At 67.3% G+C, this 22,035-nt stretch carries 18 protein-coding genes; 8 read left to right on the top strand and 10 right to left on the bottom strand.

All coding sequences use genetic code 11. From position 1 onward, the window contains the following. Positions 1-34: 34 nt before the first annotated feature. The 4 genes from WS54_RS09735 to WS54_RS09720 all read right to left on the bottom strand — a co-directional run bounded on the left by WS54_RS09735 (position 35) and on the right by WS54_RS09720 (position 4,693). Entirely contained in the window at positions 35-934 is a 900-nt protein-coding gene (locus tag WS54_RS09735) for a M24 family metallopeptidase (RefSeq protein WP_059786077.1), read from the bottom strand. Positions 935-1,234: 300 nt separating this feature from the next. Continuing rightward, positions 1,235-2,008, bottom strand: a complete 774-nt coding sequence (locus WS54_RS09730) for a slipin family protein (RefSeq protein ID WP_059786075.1) — start codon at positions 2,006-2,008, stop codon at positions 1,235-1,237. Further along, positions 2,005-3,537 (bottom strand): NfeD family protein, encoded by a 1,533-nt coding sequence (locus WS54_RS09725; RefSeq protein ID WP_059786072.1) that lies wholly within the window; start codon positions 3,535-3,537, stop codon positions 2,005-2,007. Before WS54_RS09725 ends, WS54_RS09730 begins: the two co-directional genes overlap by 4 nt. Before the next feature lie 121 nt (positions 3,538-3,658). Then, positions 3,659-4,693: an AraC family transcriptional regulator gene (locus WS54_RS09720; RefSeq protein WP_034204341.1), complete on the bottom strand. Its 1,035-nt coding sequence runs from the start codon at positions 4,691-4,693 to the stop codon at positions 3,659-3,661. A gap of 137 nt (positions 4,694-4,830) precedes the next feature. Here WS54_RS09720 and WS54_RS09715 point away from each other — a divergent pair, with 137 nt between their 5' ends. From WS54_RS09715 to WS54_RS09690, 6 genes are all read left to right on the top strand, one after another. Further along, positions 4,831-5,964 carry an acyl-CoA dehydrogenase family protein gene (locus WS54_RS09715; protein ID WP_034204342.1) on the top strand — a complete coding sequence of 378 codons (1,134 nt, stop codon included), beginning with the start codon at positions 4,831-4,833 and terminating at the stop codon, positions 5,962-5,964. Between the two features lie 200 nt (positions 5,965-6,164). After that, on the top strand, positions 6,165-7,871 hold the full coding sequence (locus WS54_RS09710; protein ID WP_059786070.1) for an AMP-binding protein: 1,707 nt from the start codon (positions 6,165-6,167) through the stop codon (positions 7,869-7,871). A gap of 112 nt (positions 7,872-7,983) precedes the next feature. Continuing rightward, the gene (locus WS54_RS09705) at positions 7,984-9,513 is read left to right on the top strand and encodes a CoA-acylating methylmalonate-semialdehyde dehydrogenase (protein ID WP_059786067.1); all 1,530 of its coding nucleotides are present in this window, start codon (positions 7,984-7,986) and stop codon (positions 9,511-9,513) included. Positions 9,514-9,531: 18 nt separating this feature from the next. Then, positions 9,532-10,431 carry a 3-hydroxyisobutyrate dehydrogenase gene (mmsB, locus tag WS54_RS09700; RefSeq protein WP_059786065.1) on the top strand — a complete coding sequence of 300 codons (900 nt, stop codon included), beginning with the start codon at positions 9,532-9,534 and terminating at the stop codon, positions 10,429-10,431. Then, positions 10,431-11,222: an enoyl-CoA hydratase gene (locus WS54_RS09695; RefSeq protein ID WP_034204346.1), complete on the top strand. Its 792-nt coding sequence runs from the start codon at positions 10,431-10,433 to the stop codon at positions 11,220-11,222. The genes mmsB and WS54_RS09695 overlap by 1 nt, the downstream gene beginning before the upstream one ends. Next, positions 11,219-12,358 (top strand): enoyl-CoA hydratase/isomerase family protein, encoded by a 1,140-nt coding sequence (locus tag WS54_RS09690; RefSeq protein WP_059786062.1) that lies wholly within the window; start codon positions 11,219-11,221, stop codon positions 12,356-12,358. The genes WS54_RS09695 and WS54_RS09690 overlap by 4 nt, the downstream gene beginning before the upstream one ends. Before the next feature lie 37 nt (positions 12,359-12,395). On the opposite strand, the gene WS54_RS09685 is transcribed toward WS54_RS09690, so the two are convergent. Continuing rightward, complete coding sequence (locus WS54_RS09685) at positions 12,396-13,325, bottom strand: LysR family transcriptional regulator (protein WP_059786059.1); 930 nt, start codon at positions 13,323-13,325, stop codon at positions 12,396-12,398. A gap of 179 nt (positions 13,326-13,504) precedes the next feature. On the opposite strand from WS54_RS09685, the gene WS54_RS09680 reads away from it, so the two are divergent. After that, positions 13,505-15,043 carry an MFS transporter gene (locus WS54_RS09680; protein WP_059786057.1) on the top strand — a complete coding sequence of 513 codons (1,539 nt, stop codon included), beginning with the start codon at positions 13,505-13,507 and terminating at the stop codon, positions 15,041-15,043. A gap of 30 nt (positions 15,044-15,073) precedes the next feature. Here WS54_RS09680 and WS54_RS09675 read toward each other — a convergent pair whose 3' ends face one another. The 5 genes from WS54_RS09675 to WS54_RS09655 all read right to left on the bottom strand — a co-directional run bounded on the left by WS54_RS09675 (position 15,074) and on the right by WS54_RS09655 (position 21,560). After that, entirely contained in the window at positions 15,074-16,453 is a 1,380-nt protein-coding gene (locus WS54_RS09675; RefSeq protein WP_059786054.1) for an efflux transporter outer membrane subunit, read from the bottom strand. A gap of 6 nt (positions 16,454-16,459) precedes the next feature. Then, the gene (locus WS54_RS09670) at positions 16,460-18,505 is read right to left on the bottom strand and encodes a MacB family efflux pump subunit (RefSeq protein WP_059786051.1); all 2,046 of its coding nucleotides are present in this window, start codon (positions 18,503-18,505) and stop codon (positions 16,460-16,462) included. 2 nt (positions 18,506-18,507) lie between these two features. Beyond that, positions 18,508-19,698 carry an efflux RND transporter periplasmic adaptor subunit gene (locus WS54_RS09665; protein WP_059786050.1) on the bottom strand — a complete coding sequence of 397 codons (1,191 nt, stop codon included), beginning with the start codon at positions 19,696-19,698 and terminating at the stop codon, positions 18,508-18,510. A gap of 328 nt (positions 19,699-20,026) precedes the next feature. Next, positions 20,027-20,785, bottom strand: a complete 759-nt coding sequence (locus WS54_RS09660) for a DsbC family protein (protein WP_082725192.1) — start codon at positions 20,783-20,785, stop codon at positions 20,027-20,029. Further along, positions 20,775-21,560, bottom strand: coding sequence for a DUF3658 domain-containing protein (locus WS54_RS09655; protein WP_236872712.1), 786 nt, complete (start codon positions 21,558-21,560; stop codon positions 20,775-20,777). Before WS54_RS09655 ends, WS54_RS09660 begins: the two co-directional genes overlap by 11 nt. Here WS54_RS09655 and WS54_RS33850 point away from each other — a divergent pair. Further along, positions 21,552-21,818 (top strand): hypothetical protein, encoded by a 267-nt coding sequence (locus WS54_RS33850; RefSeq protein ID WP_162499606.1) that lies wholly within the window; start codon positions 21,552-21,554, stop codon positions 21,816-21,818. The genes WS54_RS09655 and WS54_RS33850 overlap by 9 nt on opposite strands. Positions 21,819-22,035: the final 217 nt, after the last annotated feature.

Genomic DNA, 22,035 nt, shown 5'->3' with positions numbered 1-22,035 from the left:
TCGTTCAGGGAGTCGGAAGGCGGGGGCGGGTGGGTCAGGCGGCGGCCGGCACGTTCGCCGCGGCCTGCGCGCGCTCGGCCTGGCGGCGGCGCCAGCGGCGCACGTGCGGCAGATCGTCGTCGAGCCAGTACGCGTCGTCGTCGGTGATCACCAGCAGCTCCTCGAATTTCGCGCCGACGCCGGCGAAGCCGAGATGCGGCTCGACGGCCCACAGGCCCGGCACGGGCGCATGCTCGGAGCGGCGGTCGACCGACCACAGCGGCGACCAGCCTTGCTGCTTCGCCGCGCGGCCCTGGTCGAGCAGCAGGTTGCGCGTCGCGTTCAGTCCGAAGCGGGCGACGAAGCGCGGCTTCGACAGCTTGTGGATCTTCGCGACACGATGCGCGAGCACCTTGAACGGGTAGGCCTTGTGGCGCGGCTCGACGCCCTGGCGGCGGCACAGCGCGTCGACTTCCTGCGCGACTTCCGCCATCGGCCGGCGCGCCTTCACGAGCCGCACGATCATGTCGCGATGGTCCATCAGGTCGTCCTGCAACTGCTCGAGGATCGGGTTGCGGCCTAGGCAGTGCGCGTAGCCGACATCGGCGACGATGCCGTCGAGCACCGGCGCGACGTCGAGGATCACCGGCATGTCGGTTTCGAGCTGGCGGTTGCTCGGGAAGAACGCGAGATTGAAGCCGCCCATGTGCTTGAGGCCGGAGAAGCCCTCGAACGCGGTGCGGTCGCCGAACCACGCGAACGGCTTGTGCAGCCAGTCGTGCACGCCGTTGTCCTGCAGCCATTCGGTCAGGAGGCGCGCGGCTTCCTTCTCGGTGATGCCGGGGTACAGCATCGCGCCGACGGTTTCGACGCAGCGGTACGCCAGCTGCTGGACCGCGCGGAATTGCGGCAGTTCGTCGAGATGGACTTCCGGCAGCGGGTGGTGGGCGGTCATGATGCGTCTCCATGGGTCGACCGGAGTTGGCGCATCGGCGCTTACTCGAGTCCTGTTCTTCGCGGGGTGCCGATCCGGAATGCGCGCGCCGGCATCCGCCGTCACGCGTTATTCAGTCAGCATTTAATGTATCATTGATCAATGTAACGATAATAGACGGTTCCACTGGGCGGGACGTGAGGATTTGTCCTAATGGAACGGGGAAATGGAGGGAGGGCTCTAGAGGGCCGGGCGGCACGTGTCCCGGCCGGCGACGAGCCGGACTGCCGGTTCGGTTATTCGGAAAGCGCGGCCGGTGCGTCACGGTGCGGGTTTTGAACCCAACCGCTCCAGCAACGCCCCCAGCAGATCGATCGGCAGCGGGAACACGATCGTCGAATTCTTGTCCGCGGCGATCGTCGTCAACGTCTGCAGATAGCGCAGCTGCATCGCCTGCGGCTGCTGCGCGAGCCGCTGCGCGGCCTGCAGCAGCTTCTCCGACGCCTGCAATTCGCCTTCCGCATGAATCACTTTCGCGCGCCGCTCGCGCTCGGCTTCGGCCTGCCGCGCGATCGCGCGGATCATCGTCTCGTTCAGGTCGACGTGCTTGATCTCGACCGTCGACACCTTGATTCCCCACGCGTCCGTCTGCGCGTCGAGCGTCTTCTGGATGTCGGCGTTCAGCTGCTCGCGCTCGGCCAGCAGTGCGTCGAGGTCGTGCTTGCCGAGTACCGAACGCAACGTCGTCTGCGAGAGCTGGCTCGTCGCGTCGAAGAAGCGCGCGACCTGGATCACGGCCTTCTCCGGATCGACGACACGGAAATACACGACCGCGTTGACCTTCACCGACACGTTGTCGCGCGTGATCACGTCCTGCGGCGGCACGTCGAACACGACGGTGCGCAGGTCGATCCGCACGACCTGCTGGACGATCGGGATGATCAGCACGAGCCCCGGCCCCTTCACTTTCCAGAACCGGCCGAGCATGAACACGACGCCGCGCTCGTATTCGCGAAAGATGCGGATCGACGACGCGACGAGCACCACGACGAAGACGATCAGGACGCTGCTGAAGCCGAACGTGTAACCGATCATGAAGGTTCTCCCTGGGGATGGGCGGGGGCGGGCACGTCGTAGAGCGGCGCGACCGTCAGCGTCAGCCCGTGGCGGCCGGTGACGCGCACGCGGCAGCCGGCGGCCAGCGGCGTGCGGCTGGCCACGCGCCAGCGCTCGCCGTGCACGAGCGCCCAGCCGGCGGCCGACGGCGGGGCGCCGGCCGCGTCGTTCGGCTGGTCCGGATGCAGGCCGTCGTCGAGCACTTCGCCGATGCTGCCGAGCATCGCCTCGGCGCCCGTCACGACCGGGCGGCGCCGCGCGCGCAGCGCGACGCTCGACACGCCCGCGACGAGCAGCCCGCCGCCGAGCGCGAGGCTCGCGATCACGGGCCACGGAATTCCGTAGCCGGGCACGTCGGTGTCGATCAGCATCAGCGCGCCGATCGTGAACGCGACGATTCCGCCGAACCCGAGCACGCCGAAGGTCGGCAGGAATGCCTCGGCGACGAGGCAGCCGAGCCCGAGCAGCACGAGGCCGAGGCCCGCATAGCTGACCGGCAGCAACTGCATCGCGAACAGCCCGACCAGCAGGCAGATCGTGCCGGCGACGCCCGGCAGCACGAAGCCGGGGTTCGCGAATTCGAAGAAGAGGCCGTAGATGCCGATGGTCAGCAGGATCAGCGCGACGTTCGGATCGGCGATGATCGCCAGGAAGCGGCTGCGCCAGTCCGGCGCGAGCACGACGAGCGGGGCGTGCGCGGTCGCGAGATGCAGCGTGCCGGCGGTGGTCGTCGCGGCGCGGCCGTCGAGCTGGCGCGCGAGATCGGCCGGATCCTGCGCGATCAGGTCGACGACGTGCTGCATGCGCGCCTCGTTCGCCGACAGGCTCACGGCCTCGCGCACCGCGCGCTCGGCCCATTGCGCATTGCGCCCGCGCAACTGCGCGAGGCCGCGGATGTACGCGGACGCGTCCTGCATCGCCTTGCGGATCTCGGTCGATTGCGTGTCGGTCGGCAGCGCGGCGGCGGTGGCGGATGCGCCCGATGCGCCCGATGCACCGGGTGGCGCACCCGGCGGCGCGGCGCCGCCGATGCCGAACTGCACGGGCGACGCCGCGCCGAGATTGGTGCCGGGCGCCATCGCCGCGAAGTGGCTCGCATAGACGATGTAGGTGCCCGCGCTCGCCGCCCGCGCGCCGCCCGGCGCGACGAACGCGGCGACCGGCACCGGCGAGCCGAGAATGGCCTTGATGATCTGCCGCATCGACGTATCGAGGCCGCCGGGCGTGTCGAGCTGCAGGATCGCGAGCGGCGCGTGCTCGCGGGCCGCGCGCTCGAGCGAACGCACGATGAAATCGGCACTGGCCGGGCCGATCGCGCCATTGACGGGAATCACGACGACCGGACGCGCGGCCGGCGCGTCGGCCGATGGCGGTGCGGCGAGCGCGGCGCATACGACGAGCAGCGCCGCGAACAGCGCGGCGCGCGCGACCCGCGCGGACAGCGGGTGACGGGGGCGGCCGTCGGGCGCGGCAGAGGCCGGCGGCGGCCCATGACGGTGAAAGCGCATCGGGACGTCCGGGCGGCGCACGACCGCGTGCCGTCCGGCTTGCGGAAAGGGCGTGGGCCCGATACCTGAAGATTAGGCGGTTTCGGCGGAAAGCGCGAAGGTGCGGCCGCGCCGGCCGGATTCAGCTGGCGCCGCCGCCGCGCGCGAGCACTTCGTCGCGATAGTCGGCCGGACTGCGTCCGCTCCATTTGCGGAACGCGCGGTAGAACGCGCTCGGCTCCGCGAATCCGGTCGCGGCCGCGACGTCGGCGATCGTGCGTGCGGGGTCGGCCAGCGCCTCGAACGCGAGATCGCGCCGCAGCGTGTCCTTGATCGACTGGTACGCGTGGCCTTCCTGGTGCAGCTTGCGGCGCAGCGTGGCCTCGGCCACGTGCAGCCGCGCGGCCATCCCGCCCGCACCCGGCCACGCGGCGGGCGGCATCCCGCGCAGCACCGCGCGCACGCGCTGCGCGAGCGCGTTCGGGTTGCGGTACTTGACGATGAAGCTGGCCGGCGCGTTGCGCAGAAACGTTTTCAGCGTCTTCGCGTTCTGCACGACCGGCAGCGTCGCGAATTCGGGATCGAAATCGACATACGAATCGGGCTCGTTGAAACGCATGTCGTCGCAGAACATCGACGGATATTCGTGATCGGCGGGCGGCGTGTCGCAACGGAAGCTCGCATGCAGCAGCGGAATGCGCCGGCCGATCAGCCAGCAGGTGAGGCCGTAGACGATGATGAAATAGGTCGCGTACGTGAACATCGCGGGCGTCGCGCCGTTGTTGCGGTGCACGAAACGCAGCCGCACGCGTTGCGGGTTTGCGTCGAGCTCCGCGTGCAAGTCGTCGAGCACGCAGTGCATGAAGTTCACCGCGCGCGCCATCGCGTGCAGCCCGTCGCGCGCGGACAGCGCGGCCTGGCTCATCGCGATGAAGCTGCCGCTGCGCATCGGGTGACGATCCTGCCCGAAAAACTCGTCGTCGAGCGTGCGCGCGATCGCGTTCCACAACGCGCCATATTGCTGCGCGGACACGCGTGCGCGCGGCTGCTCGAGCAGCGCAGGCGCGATGCCGGCCTGCGCGAGCAGCGGCTCGGCCGCGACGCCGCGCCGCGTGGCCAGCGCGACGCTGTACGCGACGAGGCCGATCGCGACGGTTCCCTTGTCTTCCTGCTTCATCGGTGTCGCCGGTATGGCAAAAACGCTCAGTGTAAATGAGCGACGCGAGCATCGAACAGTCGCGCGTGCTTGCCTACACTTGTTGCATCGAAACGCAAGGACGGTCGCGCCCGGCGGCCGCGGGAGACTGCAGCACCATGGACGAGCTTTACACCGAAGACCAGCGGATGATCCGCGATGCCGCGCGCGCTTTTGCCACCGAGGTGCTGGCGCCGAACGCCGCGCAGTGGGACCGCGACGCGCACCTGCCCGACGCGATCGTCGCGCAGCTCGGCGAACTGGGCCTGCTCGGGATGATCGTGCCGCAGGAACTGGGCGGCTCGTATACGGATTACGTGGCCTATGCGCTGGCGATGGAGGAAGTGGCGGCCGGCGACGCCGCGTGCGCGACGATGATGAGCGTGCACAACTCGGTCGGCTGCGGGCCGATCCTCGGCTTCGGCACGCCCGCGCAGAAGGATCGCTGGCTGGCCGACATGGCGGCCGGCCGCGTGATCGGCGCATTCTGCCTGACCGAGCCGCAGGCCGGCTCCGAGGCGAACAACCTGCGCACGCGCGCCGAGTTGCGCGACGGCAAGTGGGTGCTGAACGGCGCGAAGCAGTTCGTGACCAATGGCCAGCGCGCGGGCGTCGCGATCGTTTTTGCCATGACCGATCCGGAAGCCGGCAAGCGCGGCATTTCCGCGTTCCTGGTGCCGACCGACACGCCGGGTTTCATCGTCGGCAAGCCCGAGAAGAAGATGGGCATCCGCGCGTCCGACACCTGCCCGATCACGTTCGAGAACTGCGCGATTCCCGAGGAAAACCTGCTCGGCAATCGCGGCGAAGGGCTGAAGATCGCGTTGTCGAACCTCGAAGGCGGGCGCATCGGCATCGCCGCACAGGCGCTCGGCATCGCGCGCGCCGCATTCGACAAGGCGCGCCGCTATGCGGGCGAGCGCGTGCAGTTCGGCAAGCCGATCGCCGAGCACCAGGCGATCCAGCAGAAGCTCGCCGACATGGCCGTGCAGATCAACGCCGCGCGCCTGCTCGTGCATCACGCGGCGAAGCTGCGCACGGCCGGGCTGCCGTGCCTGTCGGAAGCGTCGCAGGCGAAGCTGTTCGCGTCCGAGATGGCGGAGCGCGTGTGCTCGGACGCGATCCAGATTCACGGCGGCTACGGCTATCTGGTCGATTACGAGGTCGAGCGTCACTATCGCGACGCGCGCATCACGCAGATTTACGAAGGCACCAGCGAAGTGCAGCGGATGGTGATCGCGCGACAGCTTTGAGTCGCGGCGCGCGCTCATCCGGGGTATCACGCAGTCGAACAAACGGTCGAACAAGCAGGCATACAACGCAAGCACGAGGGCAGCGCGGCGAACGCGGCACGCAACGACGTGACCGTGCGCCGTGCAACACGGAGCCGGGCAGGTGCTGCAGCACGTGCGCCGGTTGACCGCTGGGCATGGAGACTGGACGGAGACGACACATGACGGTACAGGCATTCCTGGACGCACGCGATTTTCTGCTGCGCCATCGCACCGACTACGAGACCGCGTACCGCGAGTTCGAATGGCCGGTGCTCGACGCGTTCAACTGGGCGCTCGATTACTTCGACCCGATGGCGCGCGGCAACGACGAGCCCGCGCTGTGGATCGTCGATGCGGCGACCGGCACGGGCGATCCGTATTCGTTCGCGCAGATGTCCGAGCGTTCGTCGCGGATCGCGAACTGGCTGCGCTCGATCGGCGTCGTGCGCGGCGACCGCATCCTGCTGATGCTGCCCAACCGCGTCGAGCTGTGGGACGCGATGCTGGCCGCGATGAAGCTCGGCGCGATCGTGCTGCCCGCCACGACGCAACTGTCGCCCGACGACGTGCGCGACCGCGTGCGCATCGGCGGCGCGAAATACGCGATCGTCGACGAGAACGAAACCGCGAAGTTCGAGCAGCCCGATCTCGGCCTCGCGCAAAAGATCGTCGCCGGCGCGCCGCGCGCGGGCTGGCTCGCGATGAACGACGGCTATGCGGCGAGCGCCGCGTTCGAGCCGGACGCCGTCACGCACGCGAACGATCCGATGCTGCTGTACTTCACGTCGGGCACGACGTCCAAGCCGAAGCTCGTCGAGCATACGCACCGCACGTATCCGGTCGGCCATCTGACGACGATGTACTGGGTCGGCCTGCAGCCGGGCGACATCCACTGGAACATCAGCTCGCCCGGCTGGGCGAAGCATGCGTGGAGCTGCTTCTTCGCGCCGTGGAATGCGCAGGCGTGTGTGTTCGCGTTCAACTATGCGCGCTTCGAGCCGAAGCTCGTGCTCGATGCGCTCGTCAAATACCGGGTGACCACGCTGTGCGCGCCGCCGACCGTGTGGCGCATGCTCGTGCAGCAGCCGCTTGCGTCGTTCGACGTGAAGCTGCGCGAGATCGTCGGCGCGGGCGAGCCGCTGAATCCCGAGATCATCGAGCGCGTGAAGAAGGCGTGGAACATCTCGATCCGCGACGGCTACGGCCAGACCGAGACGACCTGCCTGATCGGCAACTCGCCGGGTCAGCCGGTGGTCGCGGGCTCGATGGGCCGGCCGCTGCCCGGCTACCGGATCGCGCTGCTCGATCCGGACGGCGCGCCCGTCAGCGAAGGCGAGGTCGCGCTGCCGCTCGGCGATGGCGCCGCGCGCCCGGTCGGGCTGATGAACGGCTATGCGAACAATCCCGACGCGACGGCCCATGCGATGCGCGACGGCCACTACCGCACGTCGGACATCGCGATGCGTCGCGACGACGGCTACTACGTGTACGTCGGCCGCGCGGACGACGTGTTCAAGTCGTCCGACTACCGGCTGAGCCCGTTCGAACTGGAAAGCGTGCTGATCGAGCATCCGGCGATCGCGGAAGCGGCCGTCGTGCCGAGCCCGGACCCGGTGCGGCTGTCGGTGCCGAAGACGTTCATCACGCTGCGCCAGGGCTACGAGGAAAGCCCCGCGCTCGCGCTGGAGATCTTCCGTTTTTCGCGCGAGAAGCTCGCGCCGTACAAGCGCATTCGCCGCCTGCAATTCGCGGAGCTGCCGAAGACGATCTCGGGGAAGATCCGCCGCGTCGAGCTGCGCCGCCGCGAGATCGAGCGCGGCGACGACGCGACCGCGCGCATGCCCGGCGAATACTGGGAAGAGGATTTCGCCGCCGAACTGAAATGACCGGCCGCGGGCCGCGCGCGCCGCATGCCGCCGCGGCCGCCCGCAGCCGAATCGAACCGGTCGCGCGGCGGCATGCCGCCACGCCGCGACCCACTGCAAGGAGAGTGCTCTGATGAACGCGAATCCGACGCCCCGTACGGGGCAAGACGTGCCGACGGTCAAGCTGCTGATCGACGGCGCTTTCGTCGAGTCCGCCACCGACGAGTGGCGCGACGTCGTCAACCCGGCGACGCAGCAGGTGCTCGCGCGCGTGCCGTTCGCGACCGTCGCGGAGGTCGACGCGGCCGTGCAGGCCGCGCACGCCGCGTATGCGACGTGGAAGAACACGCCGATCGCCGCGCGCATGCGCATCATGCTGAAGTTCCAGGATCTGGTGCGCGCGAACCAGCAGCGCATCGCGAAGACGCTGACGGCCGAGCAGGGCAAGACGATTCCCGACGCCGAAGGCGACATCTTCCGCGGCCTCGAAGTGGTCGAGCACGCATGCTCGATCGGCACGCTGCAACTGGGCGAATTCGCCGAGAACGTCGCGGGCGGCGTCGATACCTACACGCTGCGCCAGCCGCTCGGCGTGTGCGCGGGCATCACGCCGTTCAATTTCCCCGCGATGATTCCGCTGTGGATGTTCCCGATGGCGATCGTGTGCGGCAACACGTTCGTGCTGAAGCCGTCGGAGCAGGACCCGATGTCGACGATGGAACTCGTCGAACTCGCGCTCGAGGCCGGCATACCGAAAGGCGTGCTGAACGTCGTGCACGGCGGCAAGGAAGTCGTCGACGCGATCTGCACGCATCCGCTCGTGAAGGCGATCTCGTTCGTCGGTTCGACGGCGGTCGGCACGCACGTCTACAACCTCGGCGGCCAGCACGGCAAGCGCGTGCAGTCGATGATGGGCGCGAAGAACCACGCGATCGTGCTGCCCGACGCGAACCGCGAGCAGACGATCAACGCGCTCGTCGGCGCGGGCTTCGGCGCGGCCGGCCAGCGCTGCATGGCGACCTCCGTCGCGGTGCTGGTGGGCAAGGCGCGCGAGTGGCTGCCCGACATCGTCGCGAAGGCGAAGGCGCTGAAGGTCAATGCAGGTGCCGAAGCGGGCACCGACGTCGGCCCGGTCGTGTCGCGCGGCGCGAAGGCCCGGATCCTGACGCTGATCGATGCGGGCATCAAGGAAGGCGCGAAGCTCGAACTCGACGGTCGCGACGTGAAGGTGCCCGGCTACGAGGACGGCAACTTCATCGGCCCGACGATCTTCTCCGGCGTGACGACCGACATGTCGATCTACACGCATGAAATCTTCGGGCCGGTGCTGGTCGTGATGGAGGTCGACACGCTCGACGACGCGATCGCGCTCGTCAACGCGAATCCGATGGGCAACGGCGTGGGCATCTTCACGCAGAGCGGCGCGGCGGCGCGCAAGTTCCAGAGCGAGATCGACGTCGGCCAGGTCGGCATCAACATCCCGATTCCGGTGCCGGTGCCGTTCTTCAGCTTCACCGGTTCGCGCGGCTCGAAGCTCGGCGATCTCGGCCCGTACGGCAAGCAGGTCGTGCAGTTCTACACGCAGACCAAGACGGTCACCGCGCGCTGGTTCGACGACGACACGACGGCCGGCCCGGTGAATACGACGATCCGGCTGCATTGAGCGGTGGAGGAAACAAACATGAAAATCGGATTCATCGGCCTCGGCCACATGGGTGCGCCGATGGCGCTGAACCTGCTGAAAGCCGGCCATGACGTGCACGCGTTCGACCTGAGCGCCGACGCGTTGCGCGCGCTGCAGGACGCCGGCGCGCAGGCGGCCGCGTCGCCGCGCGATGCGGCGTCGGGCGCGACGTTCGTGATCACGATGCTGCCGGCCGCGCCGCACGTGCGCTCGGTGCTGTCCGGCGAGAACGGCGTGCTGGCCGGCCTCGGCGCGGGCGCGACGGTGATCGATTCGAGCACGATCGACCCGGCGAGCGCGCAGGCGTTCGGCGCACTGGTGCGCGAGCACGGCGGCGCGTTCGTCGATGCGCCGGTGTCGGGCGGCACCGGCGGCGCGGCGGCCGGCACGCTGACCTTCATGGTCGGCGGCAGCGATGCGGATTTCGAGCGCGTGAAGCCCGTGCTCGCCGGCATGGGCAAGAACATCGTCCACTGCGGCGCGACGGGCATGGGGCAGGTCGCGAAGGTCTGCAACAACCTCGTGCTCGGCATCTCGATGGCGGCGGTGTCGGAGGCGATGTCGCTCGGCGTCGCGCTCGGCATCGACCCGAAGGTGTTGGCCGGCATCGTCAACACGTCGACGGGCCGCTGCTGGAGTTCGGACACCTACAACCCGTATCCGGGCGTGATCGAGACCGCGCCGGCGTCGCGCGGCTACTCCGGCGGCTTCGGCACCGACCTGATGCTGAAGGATCTCGGCCTCGCGAACGATGCGGCGAAGCAGGCGCGCCAGCCCGTCTATCTCGGCGCGCTCGCGCAGCAGCTGTACCAGACGATGAGCAGCCGCGGCGACGGCCAGCTCGATTTCTCGGCGGTGATCCGCCTGTACCAACCGGCCACGAAGAAGGACGCGTGATGATCGAACTCGACTACGTCGACGACGGCGCGATCGCGTGCGCGACGCTCAAGCGTCCGCCCGCGAACGCCTTTACCGCCGACGGGCTGCAGCAGTTGCAGGCCACCGTCGCCGAACTGAATGCGAACCCGCGCGTGCGCGCGCTGGTGATTACCGGCGACGGCCCGAAGTTCTTCAGCGCGGGCGCCGATCTCAACACGTTCGCCGACGGCGACCGCGCGGTCGCGCGCGCGATGGCGTCGCGCTTCGGCGCGGCGTTCGAGGCGCTGCACGATGCGCGCGTCGTGACGATCGCGGCGATCAACGGCTATGCGATGGGCGGCGGCCTCGAATGCGCGCTCGCGTGCGACCTGCGGATCGCGGAGGCGCATGCGCAGATGGCGCTGCCCGAACCGTCGGTCGGCCTGCTGCCGTGCGGGCTCGGCACGCAGACGCTGCCCTGGCTCGTCGGCGAAGGCTGGGCGAAGAAGATCATCCTGACCGGCGCGCGCGTCGATGCGGCCACCGCGCTGCGGATCGGCCTCGTCGAGGACGTGGTGGAAAGCGGCGCCGCGCGCGACGCGGCGCTCGCGCTGGCGCGCAACGTCGCACGGCAAAGCCCGCATGCGGTCGGCTACAGCAAGGAGCTGATCGGCCTCGCCCGTCGCGGCGTGCCGCGCGGCGCGGCGCTCGCGGTCGAGCGCGAGCGCTTCGTCGACCTGTTCGACACGGCCGATCCGCGCGAAGGCGTGGCGGCGTTCCTCGGCAAGCGCGCGCCGCAGTGGCGCACCGATGGGGAGTCGCAACGATGAGCACGCCGGTGACGAATCACGACGCATTCGCGGAGCATGCGCCCGAGGTGCTGTTTCGCGTGGTGAACCGCGTAGCGCTGATCACGCTGAACCGGCCGGCCGCGCTCAACGCGCTGTCGTACGCAATGATCGGCGAGCTGACCGCGCTGTTCGAGCGCTGCCGCCACGACGACCAGATCGTCGCGGTCGTGCTGCGCGGCGCGGGCGAGAAGGGCTTCTGCGCAGGCGGCGACGTGCGCGCGCTGTACAGGATGGTCGCGCAGCGCGAGACCTGGCTGCCGTTCTTCGTCGACGAATACCGGCTCGACTACGCGATCCACACGTTCCCGAAGCCGGTGGTCGCGCTGATGGACGGCGTGACGATGGGCGGCGGCATGGGGCTCGCGCAGGGCGCGGCGCTGCGTGTCGCGACCGAGCGCAGCAAGATCGCGATGCCGGAAACGCGCATCGGCCTCGTGCCCGACGTGGGGGCGACGCATTTCCTGTCGCGCATGCCGGCCGAACTCGAACTGTACGTGGGGCTGACCGGCGCGATGCTGTCGGGCGCAGACGCGCTGAGCGCGAAGCTCGCGGACCTGTGCGTGCCGTCCGCGTGGCTCGACACGTTCGAGACGCGCATCGAAAGCGTGAAATGGGATGGCGATGCGCTGCCGTTGTTGCGCAAGGTGTTCGAGCCGCCGTGCAACGTGGTGCCGCATGCGGCGCTCGACGGCCAGATGCCGTGGATCGTCCGCCACTTCGACAAGCGCTCGACCGTCGAGCGGATCGTCGCGACGCTCACGCAGGACCTGGCGCGCGACGAGCTGGCGCGCGAGCACCGTCAATGGTTGCAGGCGACGCTCGATGCGCTCGCGAGCCATTCGCCGACGATGCTCGCCGTGACGCGAGAGGCGCTGCTGCGCGGCCGGCAGATGACGCTCGCGGAATCGTTCCGGATGGAGCTCGGCATCGTGGCGCGCGCGATCGAGGAAGGCGACTTCTGCGAAGGCGTGCGCGCGCATCTCGTCGACAAGGATCGCAAGCCGCGCTGGGCGCCCGCGTCGCTCGTCGAGTTGCGCGCCGAGCGCGTGCGGCATTTCCTGACGTCGCCGTGGAAGCTGTTCGCGCATCCACTCGCCGATCTCGGCGCGGCGTGATGCGCATGCGCCGACGCGCCGTGCGGCGCGTCGGCTTTCACGCGTCTCGTCGCGCTTCGTCCGCGCGCTCGATCATCGGCGGAATCGCCTGCGCGAGCGCATCGATCACGCAGCGCGTCTTGCGCGGCAGGTAGCGCGTCTTCGGCCAGATCGCGTGAATGTCCCCTTCGCAGACGAAGCAGCGATCCAGCACGACCGCCATCTCCCCGCGCTTCACGTAATGGTCGAGCAGCCAGCTCGGCAGCCACGCGATCCCGAACCCCGACGCACCGGCCGCGGCGATCGCCTGCACGTCGTCGAAACTCAGTTGATGCGGCATGTCGATCCGCACCGTCGAGCCGTCCGGCGCGCGCAAGTCCCACGGCTGCACCACGCCCGACCGCGAATAGGCGATCGTCCGGTGGTGCTTCAGGTCGTCGAGCGTCTTCGGCGTTCCGTAGCGCGCGAGATACGACGGCGCCGCGCCGAGGCTGCCGTATTGCGTGCCGAGCCGCCGCACCGCGAGGCTCGTGCTGTCCGCGAGCGTACCGATCCGCACCGCGAGGTCGATCCCTTCCTCGACGAGATCGACGAAGCGGTCGGTGATCGACACGTCGATTCGCAGGTGCGGGTAAGTGCGCGCGAGGTCGAGCACGATCGGCGTCACGCAGTGGTGCCCGAACGCGAGCGGCACGCTCAGCCGCAGCTTGCCGCGCGCCTCGTGGCGGCCGCAGTCGAGATCGGCTTCCGCCGCTTCGAGTTCGGCCAGCGCGCGCACGCAGCGGTCGTAGTACGCCTGGCCGTCGTCGGTCAGGCTCTGGCTGCGCGTCGTGCGCTGCAGCAGCCGTGCGCCGAGCCGCTTCTCGAGCCGCGCGATCGCCTTGCCGACCGCGGACCGCGTCATGTCGAGCCGCTCCGCGGCCAGCGCGAAGCTGCCCGATTCCACGACCTGGACGAAGGTCGTTACGCCGTCGAGTCTGTCGGTCATGGCGGGTGTGAGTCGATTGGGTCCTGAGATTCCCCAGTGCATGGAAATGGACGCTTCAATGGGGAGGTGAATTCTCACTATAGTACCGATTCCCGTTCAGCGTGCGTCGCCGGCCGCACGCGGCGAATCCTACTGACCTGGAGGCGCGCGGCCCGTCGTCGGGCCGCCGCGCAATACGCATGACGCTATCCGACTCTCGCAGGAATGCGGTCGCGCTCGCGGCCGTCTGTCTCACGTCGCTGATGTTCGGCCTCGAAATCTCGAGCGTGCCGGTGATCCTGCCGACGCTCGAACACGTGCTGCATGGCGATTTCAACGGCATGCAGTGGATCATGAACGCGTACACGATCGCGTGTACGACGGTGCTGATGGCGGCCGGTACGCTCGCGGACCGGTTCGGCCGCAAGCGCGTGTACGTGATCGGCACCGTGCTGTTCGGCGCGACGTCGTTGCTGTGCGGGCTCGCGCCGAACGTGCCGGTGCTCGTCGCGGGCCGGCTGTTGCAGGGCGCGAGCGGCGGCGCGATGCTGATCTGCCAGATCGCCGTGCTGTCGCACCAGTTCCGCGAAGGGCGCGAGCGCGGTCGTGCATTCGGGATCTGGGGGATCGTGTTCGGCATCGGGCTCGGGTTCGGGCCGATCGTCGGCGGCGCGATCGTCGCGCTGGCGAGCTGGCCGTGGGTGTTCCTCGTGCATGCGCCGCTCGCGGCGGTCGCGCTCGCGCTGATCGGCGGCGCGGTGCGCGAATCGCGCGATCCGCATGCGGGCTCGCTCGACGTCGCGGGCATCGTCACGTTGTCGCTCGGGGTGCTCGGTCTCGCGTTCTACATCACCCAAAGCGCCGAACTCGGATTGACGAGCAGGACCGGCCTCGGCGTGCTCGGCGCGACCGTGCTCGCGCTGGCCGGCTTCGTCGCCGCGGAGCGCGGCAGCGCGCGGCCGATGTTCGACTTCTCGGTGTTCCGGATTCGCGCGTTCACCGGCGCGATCTTCGGCTCGATGGGGATGAACTTCAGCTTCTGGCCGTTCATGATCTACCTGCCGATCTGGTTCCAGGTCGCGCTCGGCTACGACAGCGTGACGGCCGGCCTCGCGTTGCTCGCGTACACGCTGCCGACGCTGATCGCACCGCCGTTCGGCGAACGGCTCGCCCTGCGCTACGGCCCGGGCGTCGTGATTCCGGGCGGCCTGTTCACGATCGCGGCCGGTTTCGTGCTGATGCGGCTGGGCAGCGCGGCCGATCATGCGAGCTGGCTGACGATGCTGCCGGGCTGCGCGATCGCCGGCATCGGGCTCGGGCTGACCAATACGCCCGTCACCAACACGACGACGGGCGCGGTGCCGAGTGCGCGGGCCGGGATGGCGTCGGGCATCGACATGAGCGCGCGGATGATCTCGCTCGCGCTGAACATCGCGGCGATGGGCTTCGTGCTGGTGGCGGGGATCGTCGCGAGCCTGAAGCGCGGGCCGGCCGGCGCGATCGGCGATGCGGCGCTGCGCCGGCTCGCGCAGGAAATCGCGTCGGGTCGCACCGACGGGCTGCAGGCCGTCGCGCCGGCGCTCGCGCAGGCCGACCCGACCGGCGCGGCGCTGCACGCTGCGCTCGTGCATGGGTTCGGCTGGGTGATGGTGTACGGCGCGGCGGGCGTGGCCGTGCTCGCGACCGCGAGCATGGTGGCGTTCGCGCCGGCGCGGCGCGGGGCGGCCGTGTGCGAATGACGCGGCCGGCGGTCGGCACAGGACGGCCGGTCAGGACGTCCCGCCGCCGAGCGCGCGGTAGAGCTTCATCTGGTTGTTGAGCCGGTTCAGGCGCGTCAGTTCGTCGGCGCTCTGCGCGTTCCTCAGGACCTGCTGCTGGTCGAGCCACGGTTGCACGGCGGTCGCGCCGGCCGCGAAGCGCGCGGCGGCCAGCCGCTCGGCGCGCTGTGCCTGGGCGAGCGACAGCGCACGCTGTTCGGCCTCGCGTTCGAGCTGCACGCGTGCGGACAGCGCGTTCTCGACTTCCGCGAGCGCCGTATGGAGCCGCTGGCGGAACCCGACCACCGCTTCCTCGTACTGCGACTTCGACACCTTGATCTGCAACTGCATCGTGTTCCACTGGATAAACGGCAGCGCGAGGCCGAGCCCGAGCGTGCCGACCGGGTTCGTCAGCACGCGCTCGAGGCTCGTGCTCGTCGTGCCGGCGCTGCCGGTCAGCGTGAAGGTCGGGTAGAAGCTCGTGCGCGTCGCGTCGACCTGCGCGAGCGACTCGCGCAGCCGGAATTCCGCCGCACGCAGGTCGGGACGCCGGCCGAGCAGGCTCGCGGGCAGGCCGGCCGCCACGTCGGGCGGCGGGGCGTCGGGCAGCGCGGCCGGCTCGGCGGCGAGTTGCTGCGGCGGCCGGTCGAACAGGATCGCGAGCGCGTGCCGGTTCTCGGTGCGCTGCTGGATCAGTTGCGTTTGCGCCGCGCGTTGCGCGGCGAGGCTCTGCTCGGCCTGCGCGAGATCGAGCCCCGACACGGCGCCGGCCGTGTGCCGCGACCGGACGAGCGCGAGCGTGCGCGCCGCATACGCGATGTTCGCGTCGCCGAGCGCGATCTGCCGGTTCAGATAGCCGATCTGCCAGTACAGCGCCGCGGTCGTGCCGATCAGCGACAGTCGCGCGGCTTCGAGATCGGCGGCCGTCGCGTCGGCTTCCCAGCGCGCGGCATCGCGCAGCGCGGCCAGCCGGCCCCACAGGTCGATTTCGTAGCTGAGCGAACCGGCGAGGCCGCTCGACCGGCTCGTTCGGTGGGTATCGAGCGTGCGCGACACGGCGCCGTTCGCGCCGAGCGTCACGTTGGGCGTCAGGTTCGTATCGACGAGCCCTGCCTGCAACCGTGCGCGATACACGCGGATCGCCGCGATCGCGAGATCGCCGTTGGCGCGCAGCGCGTCGTCGATCAGCGCATCGAGTTGCGGATCGCCGAAGCTGTGCCACCAGTCGCGCGCGGCGGCCGGCGCGTCGACCGCGACCGGCGCGGCCCAGTTCGCGGGCATCGCGACGGCCGGCAGCGGATCGTGGCGCACGCCCGCGCAGCCGGCGAGCAGCGCGGCCGCGCACGCGAATGCGCCGAGACGGTGAAGCGGGGAGGAATGCGTGATGGCCATGTTGCGTCAGTCGCGCGCGAGCGCATCGATCGGATCGAGCCGCGACGCGTTGCGCGCGGGCATGAACCCGAAAATCACACCGGTGAGCGTCGAGCACACGAACGCGGTCGCGATCGCGCCGGCCGAGAACACCATCTTCCACTGCGCGACGAACATCGAGAACAGCGCGCCGAGCCCGAACGACAGCGCGATGCCGATCGTGCCGCCGAGCAGGCACACGAGCACGGCCTCGACCAGGAACTGCTGCAGGATGTCGGACTGGCGCGCGCCGACCGCCATCCGGATGCCGATCTCGCGCGTACGCTCGGTGACCGACACCAGCATGATGTTCATCACGCCGATCCCGCCGACGACGAGCGAGATCACCGCGATCAGCGAGAGCAGCAGCGTCAGCGACTGGCCGGTCTTCTCGACGGTCTTGACCACGCTGTCCATGTTGTACGTGAAGAAGTCCTTGCGGCCGTGGCGCTGGATCATCAGTTTCTCGAGGCTTTTCTCGGCGGCGGCGCTCGGCTGCCCGTCGCGCACGCGCACGGTGATGCTGTCGAGATAGCGCTGGCCGAACAGGCGCCCGCTCGCGGTCGTGTACGGCACCCACACGTTCAGGCTCTTCACGCTGCCGAACGCGCTTTTCTTGTCGGCGGTCACGCCGATCACGACGCACGGCACGTTGTCGACGAGGATCACTTCGCCGACCGGATTGCGCGCCGCGCCGAACAGCTTGCGGCGCGTATTCTGGTCGATCACGACCACCTGCGCCTGGCGGCGCACCGCGTCGTCGTCGAACGCGACGCCGAGCGCGAAGCGCATCCCGCGCGCCTGGAAGTAGCGCTCGCCGACGCCGCTGACGAGCGCATTCACATTGATGTTGCGATAACGCAGCAGCAGCGTGCGCGACGTCTCGGGTGTCGCGCTGTCGATGTACGGCTGCTCCGCGAGCGCGGCGACGTCGTCGGGCACGAGCGTCTGGATTGCGTCCGCGCGGCTGTCGCCCCAGTCGGTGCCCGGATAAAGACTGATCGTATTGGTGCCGATGCTGCCGATCTCGTCGAGCATGTAACGCTTCGCGCCTTCGCCGACCGCGACGATCGACACGACCGACGTGATGCCGATGATGATGCCGAGCATCGTCAGCAGCGTGCGCAGCCGGTGCGACACGAGCGCGATCCAGGCCATCCGGCACGCCTCGCCGAAGCGGCCGGTGCCGGCGGCGAAGCGTCGGGTGCGCGGGGCGGGAGCGGCGTCGGTTTCGGTTTCGGCGGCCGGCGGGGCATCCGCGGAAGCCGGTGCGGACCGCCCGTCGGGTGCCGCTTCGGCCGTTGCGGCTGCTCCGACGCCGGATTCCGCGAGCGCTTCCGCGTAGTGGCGGTTCGGCCGGTCGGCGACGATCTCGCCGTCGCTGATTTCGATGATGCGCCGCGCATGGCGCGCCACGGCCTTGTCGTGCGTGACGATCACGATCGTATGACCGAGCGCGTTCAGTTCGTGCAGGATGCGGATCACGTCCTGGCCGCTTTTCGTGTCGAGCGCGCCGGTCGGTTCGTCCGCGAGGATCACCTGGCCGCCGTTCATCAGCGCGCGTGCAATGCTCACGCGCTGCTGCTGGCCGCCGGACAGTTGCCCGGGCCGGTGATGCGCGCGATCGGCGAGCCCGAGGCACGCGAGCAATGCGCGGGCGCGGGCGTGCCGCTCGGCGCGCGGGGTGCCCGCATAGATCGCCGGCATTTCGAGGTTCGCGACCGCGTCGACGTGCGGCAGCAGGTGATAGCGCTGAAACACGAAGCCGAAGTGCTCGCGGCGCAACTGCGCGAGCTCGTCGCTGTCGAGCATGTGCGTGTCGCGTCCGCCGACCATGTACGTGCCTTCGCTCGGATGATCGAGGCAGCCGAGGATGTTCATCAGCGTCGACTTGCCGGACCCCGACGCGCCGACGATCGCGACGATCTCGCCCGCGTCGATCGACAGGTTGACGTTGTTCAGGACGACGACGTCCTTGTCGCCGGCCGGAAAGCGTCGTGTGACGGCGGCGAGTTTCAGCAGAGGCTGGCGCATCGTTACACCACGTCCGACAATGGCGCGCGCTCGTCCGCCGACGCTTCGCCGATCACGACGCGCTCGCCGTCCTTCAGGCCGGCCAGCACCTCGACGCGCACGTTGTTGTTGATGCCGATGCGGACATGGCGCGTTTCCGTGCTGCCGTCGGCGCGCAGCACGCGTACCGCGACGGTGCCGTCCTTGCGCTTCTCGCCGAGCGCGGCGGCCGGAATGATCAGCGCGTTGCGGGCGTTGCCGAGCACGATGTTGACCTGCGCGGTCATCGCGATGCGCAGCCGGTGCTCGGGATTCGGCACGTCGAACAGCGCGTTGTAGAACACCGCGCTGTTCGGCTTCGCGCCGCCGCCCGCGCCGCCGCCGAGCGCGCTTTGCGCGTCGGCGTAGTTCTGCGGCGCCGGTTCGATCGCGCGCAGCTTGCCGTAGTGACGCTTGTCCGGTTCGCCGAGGATCGTGAAATAGGCGGTCTGGCCGGCGCTCACGCGAATCACGTCGGCTTCCGATACCTGCGCCTTCACGGTCATCGTGTCGAGATTCGCGAGCTTCAGGATCACCGGCGCCTGCTGTTGCGCGATCACGGTCTGGCCTTCCTGCGTGACGATCGCGACGACCTCGCCGTCGATCGGCGCGACGATGCGCGTGTAGCCGAGGTTGGCCTGCGCGGTCTCGATCTGGATGCGGGCCGAACGGATCTGCGCGGCGAGCGATGCGAGGGTGGCGCGCTGCACGTCGAGCGCCGCGCGCGCGGCCTCGAACGCTTCGCGCGACGTCGCATCGTCGGGCAGCATCGCCTGCTGGCGACGGAACGCGAGCTCGGCCTGTGTCAGTTGCGCGGCGGTCGATTGCTGCTGCGCCCGCAGGCTTTCTTCGCTGGCGCGCGCCTGGCGCAGCGCGTTTTCCGAGATCACGGGATCGATTTCGGCGAGCCACTGGCCTTTCGTGACCTTGTCGCCGAGCTTGACCTTCAGCGTCTTCAACTGCCCCGACACCTGCGCGCCGACGTCGACTTGCCTGAACGCCTGCAGCGCGCCGGTCGCGAGCACCGCGTTCTCGAGATCGCCGCGCGTGACGGGCGCGGACAGGTACTGCGGATGTTTGTCGGGCGTGGCGATCATTATTGCTACGACGGCAGTGGCAATGGCTGCACCGCTGATGACCAGTATGGTGAGCCGGCGGCGGATCTTCTTATTCATGAGAATACGGCGTTGATGAGTCGGGCGTCGGCGGCGTGGATGGCTAATCGGGATGGTCCTGCAATCGTGGCATGCAGTGCAGATCGATAGAGGAGTCGGATGGATACGGCGCGGCGATGCTGGTTCGAGTCAGGCGGCCATGATAATCGAGGTAGTTTCGTGAATCCGTGTAGGAATTGTGCTGAATTGTGCCGGAAGTTCTGCGGCGTATCTGTCGACTTTGTCTGTGTTTCAATTCATGGAGTGACAGGTCAATACAAGGATGCGGAGAGGATCGTCACCCGGATTCGATCCGTGCTACCGTGATCGCGGAATGCCCCTTCAAACTTCAGGGGCGGGGTGGGGTTCTAAGCTCCACGCGGTTATTGCGATCAATCTTGTCAGCCAAATCTTTCCCGGAAATAAATCCCGCGACTCTTTCTCCGGAAGGCAGGAACGTGGTGGGCGTTCCCCTGATATTGAGCTTCTTTCCCAGCGAAAGGAGTTCTTTCGTGATGGTGGGCTGGCAACGCTTGCGGGGGGCGGTGGTTTTCCCTCTTTCGATCCATTGCTTCCATGCTTGGAGTCGATTGTCGGTGCACAGAATGATTTCAGATTTGGTGACGGAGTCGGTAGAAAGAACTGGGTACAGGAAAATGTATACGGTCACGTTGGGGATCTTGCCTAGCTCGGGACTCATTTTCTTGCAAAACGAGCAGTTCGGATCGAAGAATGTAGCGATCACGCGCTCTCCGGTTCCATTTTTATGTTTGATGGCATATTGGAATGGAAGGTCATTGATGTTTATGCTGTTAATCTTATTGAGTTGTGTTTCTGTTATGTTTTCCTGACTATTGGTGTCGAACAGGTTGCCGATGATAACGTGCGATGCCGATGAATTGCTGTAGAAAATTCGTGAATTTGCGGTGACCTCATATAGTCCGTCGATTTTTGACGGGATAACTTGCTCTATCTTCAGTTCGGGCAGTTTGGCTTGCAATTCCCGTTGCAAGTTCGCTTCTACATCGGCGGAAGCTGCTTCGGTGTGCGCTGTGGCGAGCGCAAGTGTAAAGAGTGATGTTGGAAGGAGCTTTATATTATTCGGCATGGCGTATGGAGTCTGAAATTTGCATGGCTGATGAACGGAGATGCCAGGAACTCGCAATCCGTATCTGTGTTTGTGTGATGCTGACTTCGGCTTGCTTCTCGATGATGCCACTCAAGAAGAATTTCTCGAGTCGATGATAGAGGAAAATATCTCCCGGAAAATCACGTCTTTCCGATTGGATTATTTCTATTATGCGCAATACTACTATCGGTGTGGGCTCCCACTTCCTGGCTATGGAGTTGATGATGTATGCGTCGAAATCCGTTGATCGGAATGATTGAATTTTTCCAATTCCGTTGACCATTCTGAAATCGGCGTTTTCCTCGACGAGGGAGCTCCATTCTGTGATATAGGAACTGACGTCGATCGATTTTATTTCAACTGCATTGTCGAGAAGCTTGGTGAGATCGAGGAAGTTCTCCGCAGCAGGGTGGGCACTCTCTTTCTGGATCGAAATCAACAGGAAATCCCGTGGAGGATCATGGCTTATCCAGTGCATGAAATTCGCATATTCGATTGATGATAATGGATTTACCCATGCACACACTTTGATCAACTCGTTGGTGGGGATGATAGGGGTGTCGATGGTCAAGTCGCTTGGGATATATCCGAAATTATCGTAAAACCACGCCGACAGGGTCGAGACGTCGCGTTCTTTGAGAGGGCCGAGGTGCCAGTTTCCGCCAATAAGAACATGTGACCCCATCAACCTCCCTTCCGAAATTGCAGATGCGATGACATTGGACGTGATGTCCGAGAATGATGCATGGATCATATTTTGGTGATCTTTGTTTCGGAGCATTGGTACGCCTTGATCTTGGGTAGAAATTTCAACCTCGTCGCGAGCGAACGACGGATTTTTGTGCGGTTGAGCGCTATCGACACAACTAATCGCGACGAAGCACATCACTGTCGTTATACGGCGCAACCGCTGATCATCGGCCACCATCCATTCGAGCGATTGCAGTTATTCAAGCAATCTGCGCATCGTGTCATGCCAGCCGTGCTGCCGGGTCTGCTACCGTATCGCTGAATGCACATTGTGTAGAAAACGGAGCAACTTGTGAATGCTCGTTGATTGGAAGTGTTCGGACCTTCGAGGATTTTGCTCGCAAGGCCGTCGGCTGCAGCACTGCCAGGATGAAGCAAGGCAATGACGATGCCAAAGGTGACTGCAGCCAATCTGGTGGCCTTCCGAGTGGAGAAACTTTGTTTGGAATGCATCGAAACCTCCTTTGTGACGGGTTGAG

The organism is Burkholderia sp. NRF60-BP8 (assembly GCF_001522585.2).
Lineage (GTDB): Bacteria > Pseudomonadota > Gammaproteobacteria > Burkholderiales > Burkholderiaceae > Burkholderia.
Note: the sequence above shows the minus strand (reverse complement) of the source record. Positions and strands in the feature narration are given on the sequence as shown.

Excerpts from the sequence above, each read along its gene's own strand:
- WS54_RS09735 (WP_059786077.1), bottom strand. The coding sequence starts at position 934 with ATGACCGCCCACCACCCGCTGCCGGAAGTCCATCTCGACGAACTGCCG.
- WS54_RS09730 (WP_059786075.1), bottom strand. The coding sequence starts at position 2,008 with ATGATCGGTTACACGTTCGGCTTCAGCAGCGTCCTGATCGTCTTCGTC.
- WS54_RS09725 (WP_059786072.1), bottom strand. The coding sequence starts at position 3,537 with ATGCGCTTTCACCGTCATGGGCCGCCGCCGGCCTCTGCCGCGCCCGAC.
- WS54_RS09720 (WP_034204341.1), bottom strand. The coding sequence starts at position 4,693 with ATGAAGCAGGAAGACAAGGGAACCGTCGCGATCGGCCTCGTCGCGTAC.
- WS54_RS09715 (WP_034204342.1), top strand. The coding sequence starts at position 4,831 with ATGGACGAGCTTTACACCGAAGACCAGCGGATGATCCGCGATGCCGCG.
- WS54_RS09710 (WP_059786070.1), top strand. The coding sequence starts at position 6,165 with ATGACGGTACAGGCATTCCTGGACGCACGCGATTTTCTGCTGCGCCAT.
- WS54_RS09705 (WP_059786067.1), top strand. The coding sequence starts at position 7,984 with ATGAACGCGAATCCGACGCCCCGTACGGGGCAAGACGTGCCGACGGTC.
- mmsB (WP_059786065.1), top strand. The coding sequence starts at position 9,532 with ATGAAAATCGGATTCATCGGCCTCGGCCACATGGGTGCGCCGATGGCG.
- WS54_RS09695 (WP_034204346.1), top strand. The coding sequence starts at position 10,431 with ATGATCGAACTCGACTACGTCGACGACGGCGCGATCGCGTGCGCGACG.
- WS54_RS09690 (WP_059786062.1), top strand. The coding sequence starts at position 11,219 with ATGAGCACGCCGGTGACGAATCACGACGCATTCGCGGAGCATGCGCCC.
- WS54_RS09685 (WP_059786059.1), bottom strand. The coding sequence starts at position 13,325 with ATGACCGACAGACTCGACGGCGTAACGACCTTCGTCCAGGTCGTGGAA.
- WS54_RS09680 (WP_059786057.1), top strand. The coding sequence starts at position 13,505 with ATGACGCTATCCGACTCTCGCAGGAATGCGGTCGCGCTCGCGGCCGTC.
- WS54_RS09675 (WP_059786054.1), bottom strand. The coding sequence starts at position 16,453 with ATGGCCATCACGCATTCCTCCCCGCTTCACCGTCTCGGCGCATTCGCG.
- WS54_RS09670 (WP_059786051.1), bottom strand. The coding sequence starts at position 18,505 with ATGCGCCAGCCTCTGCTGAAACTCGCCGCCGTCACACGACGCTTTCCG.
- WS54_RS09665 (WP_059786050.1), bottom strand. The coding sequence starts at position 19,698 with ATGAATAAGAAGATCCGCCGCCGGCTCACCATACTGGTCATCAGCGGT.
- WS54_RS09660 (WP_082725192.1), bottom strand. The coding sequence starts at position 20,785 with ATGCCGAATAATATAAAGCTCCTTCCAACATCACTCTTTACACTTGCG.
- WS54_RS33850 (WP_162499606.1), top strand. The coding sequence starts at position 21,552 with ATGGATCATATTTTGGTGATCTTTGTTTCGGAGCATTGGTACGCCTTG.
- WS54_RS09655 (WP_236872712.1), bottom strand. The coding sequence starts at position 21,560 with ATGATCCATGCATCATTCTCGGACATCACGTCCAATGTCATCGCATCT.